Raw genomic sequence first — 15,174 nt, 5'->3', positions numbered from 1 at the left:
TCTTCAAAATAGGAGGTTTTTGATAGATGAATGATTTATATGCAGATCGTCTGCCACCGCAAAATATTGAAGCTGAACAAGCTGTCTTAGGTGCGATTTTCTTAGAGCCCTCTTCTTTAACTGTGGCTACAGAAATCTTGATACCTGAAGATTTTTACCGTGCTTCGCATCAAAAGATATTTAATGCTATGTTGAAGCTGAACGACGAAGGTAAGGTCGTTGATCTTGTAACGGTAACCGAGGAGTTAGCAGCAGCAAAGCTAATTGAAGATACAGGCGGAGTGAGTTATTTAAGTGAATTGGCTAGTTCTGTTCCAACAGCCGCTAATATTGAGTATTATGCGAGAATCGTAGAAGAGAAGTCTTTGTTAAGACGATTAATACGAACAGCCACAGAGATTGCTTCAGATGGTTATTCTCGTGAAGATGAAGTCGAAGCACTTTTAAGCGAGGCCGAAAAAAATATTCTTGCCGTAGCGCAGCGGAAAAATGCTGGATCCTTCCACAATATTAAAGATGTCCTTGTACGTACGTATGACAATATAGAAGAAATGCATAACCGTGTTGGAGAAATTACCGGTATTTCAACTGGATTTGCTGAATTGGATCGGATGACAGCAGGTTTCCAGCGTAATGATTTAATTATCGTTGGGGCCCGTCCTTCCGTTGGTAAAACAGCCTTTGCCTTGAACATTGCTGCCAATGTTGCGACAAAAACGGGTGAAAATGTGGCCATATTCAGTCTAGAGATGGGTGCAGAACAGCTTGTTATGCGTATGCTTTGTTCGGAAGGAAATATCGATGCTCAAAGGCTGCGTACAGGTTCCCTAACAGATGATGACTGGGGTAAGCTGACGATGGCCATGGGGAGTCTGTCAAATTCGGGGATTTTTATAGACGATACACCTGGGGTTAGAATCAGTGATATCCGTTCAAAATGCCGTCGCCTGCAGCAAGAGCATGGTTTAGGCATGATCCTAATCGATTATTTGCAGTTAATCCTAGGTAGTGGTCGTTCAGGTGAGAACCGTCAGCAGGAGGTTTCAGAGATTTCCCGATCCCTAAAACAATTAGCGCGTGAACTTAAGGTTCCTGTTATTGCCCTATCGCAGCTTTCCCGTGGTGTGGAACAGCGTCAGGACAAACGTCCGATGATGTCCGATATCCGTGAATCCGGTTCGATTGAGCAGGATGCCGATATCGTTGCCTTCCTATACCGTGATGATTACTACGATAAAGAATCCGAGAATAAAAACATCATCGAAATCATCATCGCTAAGCAGCGTAACGGCCCAACCGGCACCGTTTCACTCGCCTTTGTGAAAGAATACAATAAATTCGTAAACCTCGAAACCAGGTACGATCCAAGTGCATAACTTTTTTGAGAGCTAGCCAAACCTTTGGCTGGCTTTTTTTTGATAGATTGGTTGACTCTACAAAGCTAGGCTTGTAATGTTGAGGCTATTCGTGCCTATTCAAGCTGAAAAAGGAGGCCGGTGGTAACGAATAGAGGCTATTCGTGCCCGCGTAGGCTGAAAAAGAAGGTTAACGGTAACGAATAGAGGTTATTCATGCCCGTTCAGGCTGAAAAGGTAGATAGACGGTAACGAATAGAAAAAATTACTGTTTTAAACTGTAATAAGATGATCTACTATGTCTTATTAGTTCAAGGTTTTTTGTTAAAATTCGTCTAATTGTTTTTTTAGACTTTATTATGCCGCACCAATCATGAATAGTATTTGTCGTAATTTTTTTATCTGGAAAAAGCAAGCTAAATTCGTGCACACTTCTTAATATAGCTGACTCAGCCTCCTCTATACATCCACAGTTCTTACATATCAGTGTTATGTCAGTTAAAAAGCTATTACAGTTGCAGCAAGTCATACCTTTATTCAATTTTTCAAAGTTATATTGAGGTAATTTCGAATAGGGAGATTCAATTTTATGCAGACTTTCTAACTGCTCTGCTAATTGAAAATGCTTTTTGTTTAGTTTTACTGATCCTGTATTTAACTTTTTTAAAAAGCGGTTAAGTTGTGTTGGAAAAATAATGTCGGGTTGGGTTGAGGGTGTATATAAATGAAACTCGGGGTTGTTGAAGATTAGATAGGATTCAATTGCAAAATGATTTCCTAAGTCGTGCAGCAATTTTTTAAGTAAGGTTTCGCAGCGTTCAAGTTGGTGTAATGGGTTCTTTTGCAGGACACCAGCGGGGTTATACCATTTATCATCTTTGACAACGTAATCGCCTTCAAAATTTTTTACGTCTAATAGATAAATTTTCTCAAAAGCAATGATTAACGTATCAATTTGAAAAATGGATTGGCTATATTCAAGTAATAAGTCATGTAGAACTAACCAATTATCAGTAAGATTTAGCAGCCAAATATCGCTTTTTACCTCGCCTTCATACCCTTTACTGATTGCCCAAAAATGTTTTTTACCATTCTCAGAAAAATCCATTCTAGTATTTAAAAGGCGATTAAGTACTACTTCCAATGGTTCTGGCCTCTGTTTAAAAATCATATAACACTTCCTTCCTCTAATACCTATTTTATGAAAAACCAAGCCTACTTACAAGCTAGATTCATAAATTAATATTTTACGAACATATTTTAATAAGTTTATATAAATCGTTCGTGTTTTATTGACTTTTACCTGTATTAATTGTTAAACTTGTGTGTGGAAAAAGAAAAACGTATTTAATTTGGAGGTGCCTATATGACGTCAGTAGTGGTAGTTGGTACACAATGGGGAGACGAAGGAAAAGGTAAAATTACCGATTTTCTTTCCGAAAATGCAGAGGCAATTGCTCGATATCAAGGTGGGAATAACGCAGGTCATACCATTAAATTCAACGGTGAAACATATAAATTACACCTTATTCCATCTGGGATTTTTTATAAGGAGAAAGTTTGCGTGATTGGCAATGGAATGGTTGTCGATCCTAAGGCACTTGTTGCAGAGCTTGCTTATCTACACGAAAAAGGGATTACAACTGATAACCTTCGCATTAGTAACCGCGCGCATGTTATCCTTCCTTACCATTTAAAACTTGATGTTGTTGAGGAAGAAAGTAAGGGTGCCAATAAAATTGGAACCACTAAAAAAGGAATCGGCCCTGCTTATATGGATAAAGCAGCACGTGTTGGAATCAGAATTGCTGACCTCCTAGAGCGTGATGTTTTTGAAGAAAAGCTTGAACGAAACCTAGCTGAAAAAAATCGACTATTTGAACGCATTTATGAGACAACAGGTTTTACAAAAGAAGAGATCTTGGATGAGTATTTCGAATATGGACAGCAAATTAAACAATATGTTTGTGATACATCAGTAGTATTAAATGATGCCTTGGATGAGGGCAAACGGGTTTTATTTGAAGGCGCTCAGGGAGTTATGTTGGATATTGACCAAGGTACGTATCCATTTGTTACTTCATCGAACCCAGTTGCAGGAGGAGTTACAATTGGATCTGGCGTAGGCCCGTCGAAAATTACCCACGTTGTGGGTGTTTGTAAAGCCTACACCTCTCGCGTAGGAGACGGACCATTCCCAACTGAGTTACATGATGAAATTGGCAGTCAAATTCGTGAAGTTGGCCGTGAATACGGTACAACAACTGGACGTCCACGCCGAATTGGCTGGTTTGACAGTGTGGTTGTTCGCCATGCACGTCGTGTTAGCGGTTTAACGGACCTATCACTGAATTCCATTGATGTATTGTCTGGTCTTGAGACGTTAAAAATCTGCACAGCCTATAGCTACAAAGGTGAACTGATTACGGAATATCCTGCCAGCCTTAAGGTGTTAGCGGAGTGTGAACCAGTCTATGAAGAGCTTCCAGGATGGTCTGAGGATATTACAGGAGTTAAATCATTAGATGAACTGCCAGTAAATGCACGTCATTACGTTGAACGGGTAACGCAGCTTACTGGAATTCCATTAACTACCTTCTCTGTAGGTCCAGACCGCAATCAAACAAATGTTGTTCGCAGTCCTTGGAGACAAATTTAATCACATGAAAGCCCTCAATTTCTGAGGGCTTTCACTTTTAAAAAACTTTTATAAAAAAAGTATTGTACTTTACGTACAAGCCGTGTTATTATAAAAAGCGTCGTCACAAATGAGACGTTTTAAGACGAGCCATTAGCTCAGTTGGTAGAGCATCTGACTTTTAATCAGAGGGTCGAAGGTTCGAATCCTTCATGGCTCACCATGTTGTTTTTTGAAGAAAAACAACCAAGTTATTTTCGCGATAGCGAAAAATAACTTTCCTTTCACGGTAGCAAAATAACTTTCAATTTATGGCCCCTTGGTCAAGTGGTTAAGACACCTCCCTTTCACGGAGGTAACACGGGTTCGAATCCCGTAGGGGTCATTGGCGTTTGATTGTTGGCAAAACATCGGCAAGTCCGGTTGCTTGCTGACGATCAATATCATATGGTCTGGTAGTTCAGTTGGTTAGAATGCCTGCCTGTCACGCAGGAGGTCGCGGGTTCGAGTCCCGTCCAGACCGCCATCATAGTGGCTCAGTAGCTCAGTCGGTAGAGCAAAGGACTGAAAATCCTTGTGTCGGCGGTTCGATTCCGTCCTGAGCCATAATAAAAAAGAAGCTTGCAGATGTAGGCTTCTTTTTTATTTGTTACAAGCGTAAAGCTATCGTAATAAAACATCCAATTATTTACATGATTTTGGCGAAGCCTGTCCCATTATGTAAAATGTGGTCATATAATATCACCTGCTAGAAATGTTGATATAATAACTTTTACCTATGAAAATAGGAGAAAATGCATAGAATTCTTCTGCTTCAAACTCCTATGTTTGTAGTAAAATGTCAGCTATTATACAATTTTGTTACATTATCAAGACTAATCGTTATTCATTTTGAAAATATGCTAAAGTTATAGAGTAGAAAAAGAGGGAAATTTCTTTTGTAGTTATAAAGCACTAGATTAAGAGAGTTGTTTCCGTAATTTAGGAGGATTCCAATGTTATTTCATAATAAAGGAAGTAAATCAAGTAAATTAAAGAAAAAACAATCTTTGAAAACAGCTGTTATGACAGCGTTTGCGGCTTCTGCACTACTATTCAGCAGCGTGTCTGCAAGTGCTTCAGGTTCGTTCAATTTAACGACTGTTTACCATGTATACCATGATCAACAATATATAGGAACTGTTTCTGATAAAGCGGTTGTTGAAAACATTGTCGAAGAAAAGGAAAACCAGTTAAGAGAATCCATTAAGGATATGGACTTAAATTTGGGCTCAAACATTGAGTACATAAAGGAACAGGTTTTTCATTCAACAGCAAATGATAAAGAAACTATTCAAAAACTTGATAGTACCATCCAGATTCAAGCCGAAGCTTCCGCCATTATCATTGACGGAAAGCCTGTTGTTTTCTTAGAAAACCAAGAGACTGCAGAAGATGTTATGAAAAGACTTAAACTTGCCTATGTAACTCAAGCGCAGCTAGACGAAGTAGAAGCTAGAAAAGCTGCACCAGAAACTGAATTACAACCCTTGAAAGATAATGAAACTCGAATAATAGACGTAAAAGTAGCAGAAAATGTTTCATTCGATTCAGAAAAAGTTTCACCTGAAGAAATTTTGTCAGCTGAAGAAGCAGTTACCTTTTTACAAAAAGGTACGTTAGAAGAAAAGAAGTATGTAGTTAATGAAGGCGATGTTCTAGGAACGATTGCCAATAACCATGGATTAGCATTAGACCAATTTCTTGCTTTAAATCCTGGACTTACAGAAGATACTGTAGTGAAAATTGGTCAAGAGGTTAATGTTACAGCATTAAAGCCTTTTGTTAAAATCATTGTGGAAAAAGAAGAAAATCGAAAAGAAGCAATAGCCTTTGCCAATGAAACCGTAAATGACGAGACTATGCCAAAAGGCGAAACAAAAGTAAAGCAAGAAGGTAAAAATGGAGAGCGGTCTGTTACCTATAAAATTTCGACGGAAAATGGAGCAACCACCAGCAGTGTAGTAACAAGTGAGAAAGTCCTTACGGAACCGGTTGCTCATATTGTTGTAAAAGGAACAAAGGTCATTCCTTCACGTGGCACCGGAAACCTTGCATGGCCTACTGTTGGCGGTTATATTTCTAGTAAGCAAGGCTACAGATGGGGAAAGAACCACAAGGGGATTGATATCGCAAGACCAAGCAATCGAACCATTAAAGCTGCTGATAATGGTAAAGTTGTATCTGCAGGCTATAATGGCGGCTATGGTAACAAAATCGTGATTGATCACCAAAATGGTTTACGTACCGTGTATGCCCATCTTGAAACGATCAGTGTAAGTGCAGGGCAAACTGTTTCTCAAGGCTCAGCTATTGGTGTAATGGGCTCAACTGGAAACTCTACTGGTGTCCATTTACATTTTGAAGTATACAAAAATGGAGCGCTTCAAAATCCCTTAAATTATGTACATCAATAATTCCACATTATACAAAAGAGTCTCTACTCGTACTAGAGGCTCTTTTCGTGTTAAATACTACTAATAGATGAATTACAACAGAAACAATGGTAAAGTAAATTAGAGTAGAAATGCCATTTATTATTTTTATCAATAGATTATTTTAAAAACAAAGGAGCAATGGGTATGGAAAAGAAAATTCTCGTAGTGGATGATGAAAAACCGATTGCGGATATTTTGCAATTTAACTTAAAAAAAGAGGGCTATGATGTTTACAGTGCTTATGATGGAAACGAGGCTCTCCAGATGGTAGAAGAAGTTCAGCCAGACTTAATTCTCTTAGATATTATGCTGCCTTTAAAAGATGGAATGGAAGTTTGCCGCGAAGTTCGTAAGAAATATGACATGCCGATTATTATGCTGACGGCAAAGGATTCGGAAATAGATAAGGTATTAGGCCTTGAGCTTGGTGCAGATGATTATGTAACAAAACCTTTTAGTACGAGGGAATTAATCGCCAGAGTAAAAGCGAATCTGCGTCGACATCAGGTTGTCATTGCTCAGACAGATGAGGAAGTGGAAACAAATGAAATTGAAATTGGTTCACTTACCATCCATCCAAATGCCTATGTCGTTTCAAAACGAGGGGAGACGATTGAATTAACCCACCGTGAATTTGAACTGCTTTTCTATTTGGCAAAGCATATTGGACAGGTAATGACAAGGGAACATCTTCTGCAAACCGTATGGGGCTATGATTATTACGGAGATGTTCGAACAGTGGATGTAACGGTTCGCCGTTTACGTGAAAAGATTGAAGATAACCCTAGCCATCCTACTTGGATTGTCACTCGTAGAGGCGTGGGCTACTATTTGCGTAACCCTGATCAGGAGTAATGTTCTTCATGAAAAAGGTTAGTTTTTTTCGTTCTATACATGTGAAATTCGTTATCATCTACGTCCTGCTAATTTTAGTTGCGATGCAGATTATTGGCGTCTATTTTGTCAGGCAGCTCGAAGAAACGCTACGGACAAATTTCCAAACCTCTATAAAAGAACGCGTCAATTTGCTTGCCTATAATGTGGTCGAAGAAATGGAAAGAAAAAGGACTCCTGAAGATCCTACCCTTGAGGAAGAAATTAAAAAGATTCTTCGTGATTTTGAATCTGCTGATATTTTTGAGGTTAGGGTTATAGAAGGGAAATCTCGTAAAATTCTGGGAACCTCCGATGCAAACCAAGGGATCGTCGGACAGAGGACAACGGAGCTGCGGATTACGCAGTCCATCAATCTTGGGGAAGACTCGAGCAGTATCAGAATCGATAAAAAAGGCGGACACCGGATATGGGTACTTTCGACGCCGATAAAATCAGACAATAATGTTATTGGCGCTATTTATTTGGAAGCCAAAATAGAAAATGTATTTACCCAAATGAAGACCATCAATGGTATTTTTGCAACGGGTACAGGTATTGCTTTAGCGATTACGGCTATTTTAGGAATACTGCTGGCACAGACCATAACCAGACCCATTACAGACATGAAAAAGCAAGCACTGGCGATGGCAAAAGGAAATTTTTCGCGAAAAGTAAGGGTATATGGACAGGATGAAATTGGAACTTTAGCACTTACCTTTAACAATTTAACGAAAAAGCTCCAAGAAGCTCAGGCCATGACCGAGGGAGAAAGAAGAAAGCTTTCTTCCGTCTTATCCTATATGACAGACGGGGTCATTGCGACGGACCGAAAAGGCAGAGTGATCTTAATCAATGAACCGGCGGCAGAGATGCTTAATGTTTCACGTGAAACAGTTCTCTCACAGCCAATAATTTCTCTATTAGGATTAAGTGATACGAATACATTTGAAGATTTATTAGAAGAAAAAGATTCGTTAATTCTGGATTATAGTACGAAGAAGGAACATTATATCCTTCGTGCAAACTTTTCAGTTATTCAAAAAGAGACTGGTTTTGTAAATGGATTAATTGCGGTCCTTCACGATATAACCGATCAGGAAAAAATTGACGCCGAAAGAAGAGAGTTTGTTGCCAATGTATCACATGAGTTAAGAACACCTCTCACTACAATGAGAAGCTACTTAGAGGCATTGGCAGATGGTGCCTGGAAGGATGAAGAGATTGCGCCTAACTTTTTAGATGTGACTCGGACCGAAACGGAAAGAATGATCCGCCTAGTCAACGACCTTCTGCAGCTATCTAAAATGGATAGTACAGATTATCGACTCTCAAAAGAATGGGTGAATTTTGTTGATTTCTTTGACCGCATTATTGATCGTTTTGAAATGTCAAAAGAACAAAATGTAAGCTTTCAAAGATTACTGCCAACTCATGCAATCTTCGTGGAAATAGATGAAGATAAAATGACACAGGTACTTTACAATATTATATCGAATGCACTTAAGTATTCTCCAGAAGGCGGACAGGTTACTTTTTCGATTAAAGAGGAAGAAGAAAAGATTGTCGTCAGTATTTCCGATGAAGGGATGGGAATTCCGAAGGAGAATATCTCTAAGATTTTTGATCGTTTTTATCGTGTGGATAAAGCGAGAACGAGAAAATTAGGTGGTACGGGATTAGGTTTGGCCATTGCAAAAGAAATGGTTAATGTTCATGGCGGCATGATTTGGGCTGTTAGTGAAGAGGGAAAAGGAACGGAAATTTCCTTTTCACTGCCATACGAGCAATCTGAAGAGGATGAATGGTCATGAGATATGAAAATAGTAAATCTGTTATATTAACAATTCTAATTCTGGTTAGTATTTTTTTAACCTGGAATCTGTGGACGTACCAGCCTAATTTTGACATGATGGATAACGGTAATAATGTTGCGGAGGTAATGTTAAAAGAAAAACGCGAACTTCATAAGGTTATTACCCCTGATCTAGTGCTGTTTCATAGAAACGGGCAGCATAATGGAACCACTAATGCCGCTCTGCTAAATCAGATTATGAGTGAAATAAGGAAATGGTCTTTCTACGACGTAAAAAACTACTCTGAGAATGTAGAGGAAATCAAAGAATTAGTACATGGAAATGGCAATGCTGAAATTGTTTTTCCAACTGACATTCCGATTGAATTATATCGAAGTGTACTAAAATTTGAGGAGAAAAGAATTGATTCCTTCAATTTTAAACGAATGATTATTAACGTTGAGAATTCTGAAAAGGGAAATGGGACAGTATATTTCGTTTCTGCCGATTACCGGCAGGTTTTTATAAGCCATATATCCCCTGGGTTATTAAATGAATTCTACCGTGATTTTTATAAAAATGCTGAGCAATATCAGCGATATTTCGCTTATGAAGCAACAGAAGAGCGGACTGTTTTTATCCCGGATGGAAATGTAGAAATGATGGAATATACCTATTTACCTGTTGTCCTTAACTCGGAGGCATTCAAAGAAGCATTGTTTAGTGACCCGCGTGTTGTACAAAGAGGAACGGTTTCCGGGGTAGAGGAATTTAGTGATGCCTCAAGTAAGATGACCGTTAATCATGATACCAATATGCTTCTTTATGTTAATCCTACTGGAGAGTCTGATTATGTTGACAATGCTTATGATTTATTAAAGAGGAGTATTGATTTTATTAATGGACATGGCGGCTGGACAGACCCTTATCGATACGTTGCCAAGGATGTAAAAAGAAAATCTGTTACATTTCGTTTATATAATAATGACGGTTATCCTGTCTTTAATGAGAGCGGTATGTCAGAGATTCAAGAAGTTTGGGGCAGAAATGAGATTTCGAGATATGTTAGGCCTAATATAGCTTTAGAGCTTCCGTTAACGACAGAAATGGTAAAGGTAACACTTCCAACAGGGGCAGAGGTATTGGGATATCTCAAAAGTAGAAAGAATTATAAACCAGAATTACTAGAGCAACTTGTTTTAGGATATAGAATGACAAGGGATAAAGGTGAAAATAAACTGATTCTCCTAGAGCCTGCTTGGTTTTACCGCTATAACCAGACATGGGGACAAATCACGAAGGAAGACCTGGGGGGATTGTTACATGGATTGGAGTAAAATTAAGACGATTTTTATCTTAACTTTCTTGATATTGGATGTGTATCTTTTATTTCAATTTATGAAAATTAGAGATGCGGATCAATACGAATTCATCACAGAGGCCTCTTTTGAAGAAAAGCTAGAAGCAGAAGAAATTCGATATAAAGAGCTGCCAAAGGCACCTATTGAGGATCAATATTTAAGTGCAAAGCCTAAAATGTTTACGAAGGATGATATCACAAAACTGAAGGGACAAACAGCGCTTCTAAAGGAACCCACGACAGCACTGATTGTGAAGCTGGATAAGCCGATATCTTTAAAGGAGAAATTTGAAGCAGCTGAGTTAACACCATTTATTAAGGATAATGTTTTGTACGGCAGCCAGTATAAATTTTGGAAAAAAGATGATAAGAAAAATACCATCGTTTACTTCCAACATTATGAGAATATGACCTTATATGAAAATCTTAGTGGAATGCTTACCTTTCAAATTGATGATCATAATCAAATTGTATCCTATGAACAAACCTATCTAGAGGATATTGCAAAAATGACAGAAAAGGAGGAAATCCTCCCTCCTTTAAAGGCATTGGAAACTTTGCATCAAAAAGGTGCTCTAATGCCAAAAAGTAAAATTACAAAGGTTGAACTTGGTTATTCAACATTGATTCAGCTTGCGGCTTCACAGGCTTTAGCACCAACATGGCGTTTTGTGGTGGATGATAAAGAAAGTCTTTATGTTAATGCACTAGAAGGACAGATTATAGAATTTAACAGCGATGGAAATTAGATGTGGAGTGAGAAACTATGTCATTACGTTATAGCATTTTAGCGAGCGGAAGTACGGGGAATTCGCTTTATGTTGAATCAGACGAGCATTCCTTTCTAGTAGATGCAGGTTTTAGCGGGAAGCAAATGGAAGCATTTTTCCAACATATAGATCGAGATATAAGTAAATTATCAGGCATTTTTGTAACCCATGAACACAGCGACCATATTAAAGGGATTGGTGTATTGGCCCGTAAATACAAACTGCCGGTTTATGCGAATGAAAATACCTGGCGGGCAATGGAACGGATTGTTGGAGATATTCCGACAGAACAAAAGATGGTTTTCGGTACAGAAAGCGTAAAAAGCTTTGGTGCAACAGATATTGAATCATTCGGGGTCTCACATGATGCAGCAGAGCCCATGTTTTATGTTTTTCATCACTCAGGCAAGAAATTGGTTCTAATCACAGATACAGGCTATGTAAGTGATCGGATGAAAGGGATCATATCCAATGCAGATGCCTATATTTTTGAGTCTAATCATGATGTGCAAATGCTAAGAATGGGGAGATATCCTTGGAATACGAAACGAAGGATTCTTAGCGACCTTGGTCACGTTTCAAATGAAGATGCAGGAATTGCGATGAGTGAAGTAATTGGAGACAATACAAAAAGAATATATCTTGCCCATTTAAGCCTTGATAACAATATGAAGGACTTAGCAAGAATGTCAGTAGCACAAACACTGCAAAGTCAAGGATTAATTGTTGGAGAGCAGTTTGACCTCTACGACACAGATCCTAAAGTTCCCACAATTTTAACAGCGGTATAGGTAAGAACAAAGATATCTTAATGGGTATCTTTGTTCTTTTTTTATAAAATGAGTGTGGACAGAGTATAATTATAAGTATAAGTCAAAAATAAAAGATGTTGTTTATGAAAGGGAGACGTGGTGAAAATGGGTTACTATGATGATCATTCACAAGAGCGTTACCAAAAAAAGAGTGGAAATAGAGGAGGATATTTTTTTGCCAGTATTGTCGGTGCTGTACTGGGTGCTATGCTAGTTGTCATTTCAATTCCGGCATTATCCAGCCAAGGATTCCTTCCTTACAATGTGCAGCCAAACAATAACCAGCCTGCTGGCGGAAATAATGACAATCAAGACAATTTTATTCAACAGCAGGTGTCCTACGATGTAAATACGGATACAACAAAAGCCATTGATAAGGCCGCAGATGCAGTAGTTGGGATTAATAATATCCAAAATACAAATTTTTGGTACGATGAGTCGGGTGACGACCAAGGTCCTGCTGGAACAGGGTCTGGTGTTATTTATAAAAAGGCAGGAGATAAAGCATACGTCGTAACCAACCAGCATGTGGTAGAAGGTGCGACTCAGTTAGAGGTTACTTTAAATGACGGTACAAAAATACCTGCTAAATTGCTCGGAGGCGATGTCTGGACTGATTTAGCCGTTCTTGAAATTGATGCAGCCAAGATTAAAAAAATTGCTGAATTTGGCAATTCAGAGGCATTGAAGATGGGTGAACCCGTCATGGCAATTGGGAATCCGTTGGGTGCAACATTTTCTGGTTCTGTGACCCAAGGGATTATTTCAGGAATCAATCGAACCATTCCAGTAGATATCAATCAAGATGGCATTATGGATTGGAACGCAGAGGTATTGCAAACAGATGCAGCCATAAATCCAGGAAACAGCGGTGGTGCCTTAGTCAATATTGCTGGGCAGCTTATTGGGATTAACTCGATGAAAATTGCTCAAGATGCCGTGGAAGGGATTGGCTTGTCGATTCCAATTAATTATGCAAGACCAATTATTGAGGATTTGGAGCAATTCGGCGTGGTGAAACGACCATATATGGGAGTGGATTTGAAGTCTGTTGCTGAAATTCCTGGGTATTATCAAGAAGAGGCCTTGAAATTACCTAGAGATATCAACTATGGGGTAGCTCTTCGTCAAGTTGTTTCAAATTCTCCTGCCGCACAGGCTGGATTACAGGAGCTGGATGTTATTGTGGAAATGGATGGTATAACCATACATGACGTCATTGATCTCAGAAAGCATTTATATCAAGAGACCAAGATCGGTGACCAGATGGAAGTAAAGTACTACCGAGAAGGAAAGTTGAAAACCACCACGATTACATTAGCAGAAGATAGGTCCTAAACGAAAGGCAGAAAGGTGTCATCACCTTTCTGTTTTTTTATGGTATGATAGGAAACTGAATGAAGCAAGTCGGAAAGTAAATAATAATGGTACATAGCTTTTAGGAAATGTTGTATTTGCTGCGAGGAACATGTGGATTTAGCATTAGATTTGGTTATGGTTGGGTTTGAAACGCTTCCAATTTTATCTATAGTAACTGGGGATAACTTATCAACAGGCTGTGTATATTGTCAAAATGGAGCTGTATATATTGTGGCGAACAAATGATTCCATACAAGATGTGGATAAAAATTGTGGACATGTGGATAACTTCTGTGGATAAGTTGTTTGTAAACTGTTTGTAATATAAAAAAGAGGGTTGTGGATTGTGAATATCTCAGTTGTCAGTGTTGGCAAATTAAAAGAAAAGTATTTAAAAATGGGAATTGAAGAATATTTAAAGCGATTGAATTCGTATGCGAAAGTGGAAGTCATTGAGGTGGCAGACGAAAAGGCACCAGAAGAACTAAGTGAGTTGGAAATGATTCAGGTAAAGCAAAAAGAGGGAGAAAGAATATTGGCTAAGATTAGCCAGGATACATATGTCATTGCACTCGCCATCAATGGGAAAATGCAATCCTCTGAAGAGCTAGCGGATACGTTAGACAAACTAGCCACCTATGGGAAAAGTAAGATTGCCTTTATTATCGGCGGGTCGTTAGGTTTAAGTGAGGAAGTACTAAAACGTGGGAACGAAAAGCTTTCTTTTTCAAAAATGACCTTCCCTCATCAACTAATGAAATTAATATTAGTGGAGCAGATTTATAGAGCGTTTAGAATAAATCGTAATGAACCGTATCATAAGTAAATGAGGTTTTTCTGATGGAATATTTCTAAATATATTTTGGGAATGTTTAAGAGATTCAAAAAGATTTTATTTGAAGTAAATGGAAGATATTTTAGTTATTAGAAGTAAAGAAAATATTATCAGAAGTTTAATGTTTAAACAAAGGAGAGAGCAATAAAAAGACTACAAAATTCTCTGTTATACCCCTATATTTGTTTTGGTCCTTTCGTATTTTATTAATACAATTATAAAAAACACGAGGGGAAGTATATGAATACACTAACTAAGGGAGCCCTTTCGATGGTATTCGCGGGTTCTGTTACGTTTTCTGTCGCCCACACCTTGCTAGGCGATCAATCTTCTATACAATTAGCAGAAGAAAATGCCTCAACCATATCCGAAGACCCAAAAAAAGCGGATATCATCAACCAAGCAGAAAAAGTGGTGAAAGACCAAACGCCGACAACGAATGGGACAGATGAGCAACTCAATCTCGCTTCTAATGAAGCTCCTATTCAAGTGGCTTTAAATAATCAAACCGAGAGTGCTGTGGCTATACCGGACATTCAGCAGAATACAAAGGAAGTAACCGAGGTTACGACTACAACACCGGTAAATACTAATCAGACCAAGCCGTCAACGCCTGCAGCATCATCGACGCCTGTGACTAGCACCACTTCACAGACGACACCTGCGACTAGTACACCAGCACCACCAACGACTTCGCCGCCGACTACGACGGGAAATAATGCTACAAGTGCATCAAATTATGGACAAGAAGTTGCTCAAGCCGCAAAGGAAAAGGCTGAGAGCCGTCAGGAGAATAAAGGAAACAACGGCAAGAAAAATTAATTCTTTAAAAGGATCACCTAAAGATGGTGGTCCTTTTTCCTGTTTTTAAAAAAGTCTTCCCCATATGAGGAAGACTC

Annotated in this window: 13 protein-coding genes and 4 tRNA genes; 16 read left to right on the top strand and 1 reads right to left on the bottom strand. The window is 38.7% G+C overall.

Annotation, left to right across the window (positions count from 1 at the left end):
* Nucleotides 1-26: 26 nt before the first annotated feature.
* On the top strand, nucleotides 27-1,376 hold the full coding sequence (gene dnaB / locus ACY3XC_RS16515; protein WP_133369863.1) for a replicative DNA helicase: 1,350 nt from the start codon (nucleotides 27-29) through the stop codon (nucleotides 1,374-1,376).
* Between the two features lie 244 nt (nucleotides 1,377-1,620).
* Here the strand turns inward: dnaB and ACY3XC_RS16510 are convergent, their stop codons facing one another.
* On the bottom strand, nucleotides 1,621-2,526 hold the full coding sequence (locus ACY3XC_RS16510; protein WP_464869508.1) for a nuclease-related domain-containing protein: 906 nt from the start codon (nucleotides 2,524-2,526) through the stop codon (nucleotides 1,621-1,623).
* 195 nt (nucleotides 2,527-2,721) lie between these two features.
* Between ACY3XC_RS16510 and ACY3XC_RS16505 the strand changes: the two genes are divergently transcribed.
* From ACY3XC_RS16505 to ACY3XC_RS16435, 15 genes are all read left to right on the top strand, one after another.
* Entirely contained in the window at nucleotides 2,722-4,014 is a 1,293-nt protein-coding gene (locus ACY3XC_RS16505; protein ID WP_179157927.1) for an adenylosuccinate synthase, read from the top strand.
* 126 nt (nucleotides 4,015-4,140) lie between these two features.
* Nucleotides 4,141-4,216: transfer RNA gene (locus tag ACY3XC_RS16500), tRNA-Lys, on the top strand.
* 90 nt (nucleotides 4,217-4,306) lie between these two features.
* Nucleotides 4,307-4,378: transfer RNA gene (locus tag ACY3XC_RS16495), tRNA-Glu, on the top strand.
* Nucleotides 4,379-4,442: 64 nt separating this feature from the next.
* Nucleotides 4,443-4,519 (top strand) — tRNA-Asp (locus ACY3XC_RS16490).
* 7 nt (nucleotides 4,520-4,526) lie between these two features.
* A tRNA-Phe gene (locus ACY3XC_RS16485) sits at nucleotides 4,527-4,599 on the top strand.
* Between the two features lie 389 nt (nucleotides 4,600-4,988).
* A complete protein-coding gene (locus ACY3XC_RS16480; RefSeq protein WP_464869507.1) occupies nucleotides 4,989-6,449 on the top strand; it encodes a peptidoglycan DD-metalloendopeptidase family protein in 1,461 nt (486 codons plus the stop codon).
* Nucleotides 6,450-6,614: 165 nt separating this feature from the next.
* Nucleotides 6,615-7,325 (top strand): response regulator YycF, encoded by a 711-nt coding sequence (gene yycF, locus ACY3XC_RS16475; RefSeq protein ID WP_464869506.1) that lies wholly within the window; start codon nucleotides 6,615-6,617, stop codon nucleotides 7,323-7,325.
* Between the two features lie 8 nt (nucleotides 7,326-7,333).
* Nucleotides 7,334-9,157 carry a cell wall metabolism sensor histidine kinase WalK gene (walK, locus tag ACY3XC_RS16470; RefSeq protein ID WP_464869505.1) on the top strand — a complete coding sequence of 608 codons (1,824 nt, stop codon included), beginning with the start codon at nucleotides 7,334-7,336 and terminating at the stop codon, nucleotides 9,155-9,157.
* On the top strand, nucleotides 9,154-10,476 hold the full coding sequence (locus ACY3XC_RS16465; RefSeq protein ID WP_464869504.1) for a YycH family regulatory protein: 1,323 nt from the start codon (nucleotides 9,154-9,156) through the stop codon (nucleotides 10,474-10,476). The genes walK and ACY3XC_RS16465 overlap by 4 nt, the downstream gene beginning before the upstream one ends.
* Nucleotides 10,463-11,248 carry a two-component system regulatory protein YycI gene (locus tag ACY3XC_RS16460; protein WP_464869503.1) on the top strand — a complete coding sequence of 262 codons (786 nt, stop codon included), beginning with the start codon at nucleotides 10,463-10,465 and terminating at the stop codon, nucleotides 11,246-11,248. The genes ACY3XC_RS16465 and ACY3XC_RS16460 overlap by 14 nt, the downstream gene beginning before the upstream one ends.
* A 17-nt stretch (nucleotides 11,249-11,265) precedes the next feature.
* Nucleotides 11,266-12,060 carry an MBL fold metallo-hydrolase gene (locus ACY3XC_RS16455; RefSeq protein WP_464869502.1) on the top strand — a complete coding sequence of 265 codons (795 nt, stop codon included), beginning with the start codon at nucleotides 11,266-11,268 and terminating at the stop codon, nucleotides 12,058-12,060.
* Between the two features lie 126 nt (nucleotides 12,061-12,186).
* The gene (locus ACY3XC_RS16450) at nucleotides 12,187-13,419 is read left to right on the top strand and encodes a S1C family serine protease (protein ID WP_464869501.1); all 1,233 of its coding nucleotides are present in this window, start codon (nucleotides 12,187-12,189) and stop codon (nucleotides 13,417-13,419) included.
* 93 nt (nucleotides 13,420-13,512) lie between these two features.
* Complete coding sequence (locus tag ACY3XC_RS16445) at nucleotides 13,513-13,686, top strand: CxxH/CxxC protein (protein ID WP_464869537.1); 174 nt, start codon at nucleotides 13,513-13,515, stop codon at nucleotides 13,684-13,686.
* Nucleotides 13,687-13,786: 100 nt separating this feature from the next.
* Nucleotides 13,787-14,266: a 23S rRNA (pseudouridine(1915)-N(3))-methyltransferase RlmH gene (rlmH, locus tag ACY3XC_RS16440; protein ID WP_464869500.1), complete on the top strand. Its 480-nt coding sequence runs from the start codon at nucleotides 13,787-13,789 to the stop codon at nucleotides 14,264-14,266.
* A 249-nt stretch (nucleotides 14,267-14,515) separates the two neighbouring features.
* Nucleotides 14,516-15,097 carry a hypothetical protein gene (locus tag ACY3XC_RS16435; RefSeq protein ID WP_464869499.1) on the top strand — a complete coding sequence of 194 codons (582 nt, stop codon included), beginning with the start codon at nucleotides 14,516-14,518 and terminating at the stop codon, nucleotides 15,095-15,097.
* Nucleotides 15,098-15,174: the final 77 nt, after the last annotated feature.

This window comes from Bacillus sp. CZDM1 (assembly GCF_055502545.1).
This window is presented reverse-complemented; position numbering and strand designations above follow the sequence as displayed.

Coding starts and splice junctions, on each gene's coding strand:
- ACY3XC_RS16435 (WP_464869499.1), top strand. CDS start 14,516: ATGAATACACTAACTAAGGGAGCCCTTTCGATGGTATTCGCGGGTTCT.
- ACY3XC_RS16460 (WP_464869503.1), top strand. CDS start 10,463: ATGGATTGGAGTAAAATTAAGACGATTTTTATCTTAACTTTCTTGATA.
- ACY3XC_RS16510 (WP_464869508.1), bottom strand. CDS start 2,526: ATGATTTTTAAACAGAGGCCAGAACCATTGGAAGTAGTACTTAATCGC.
- yycF (WP_464869506.1), top strand. CDS start 6,615: ATGGAAAAGAAAATTCTCGTAGTGGATGATGAAAAACCGATTGCGGAT.
- ACY3XC_RS16480 (WP_464869507.1), top strand. CDS start 4,989: ATGTTATTTCATAATAAAGGAAGTAAATCAAGTAAATTAAAGAAAAAA.
- ACY3XC_RS16465 (WP_464869504.1), top strand. CDS start 9,154: ATGAGATATGAAAATAGTAAATCTGTTATATTAACAATTCTAATTCTG.
- walK (WP_464869505.1), top strand. CDS start 7,334: ATGAAAAAGGTTAGTTTTTTTCGTTCTATACATGTGAAATTCGTTATC.
- dnaB (WP_133369863.1), top strand. CDS start 27: ATGAATGATTTATATGCAGATCGTCTGCCACCGCAAAATATTGAAGCT.
- ACY3XC_RS16505 (WP_179157927.1), top strand. CDS start 2,722: ATGACGTCAGTAGTGGTAGTTGGTACACAATGGGGAGACGAAGGAAAA.
- ACY3XC_RS16450 (WP_464869501.1), top strand. CDS start 12,187: ATGGGTTACTATGATGATCATTCACAAGAGCGTTACCAAAAAAAGAGT.
- ACY3XC_RS16455 (WP_464869502.1), top strand. CDS start 11,266: ATGTCATTACGTTATAGCATTTTAGCGAGCGGAAGTACGGGGAATTCG.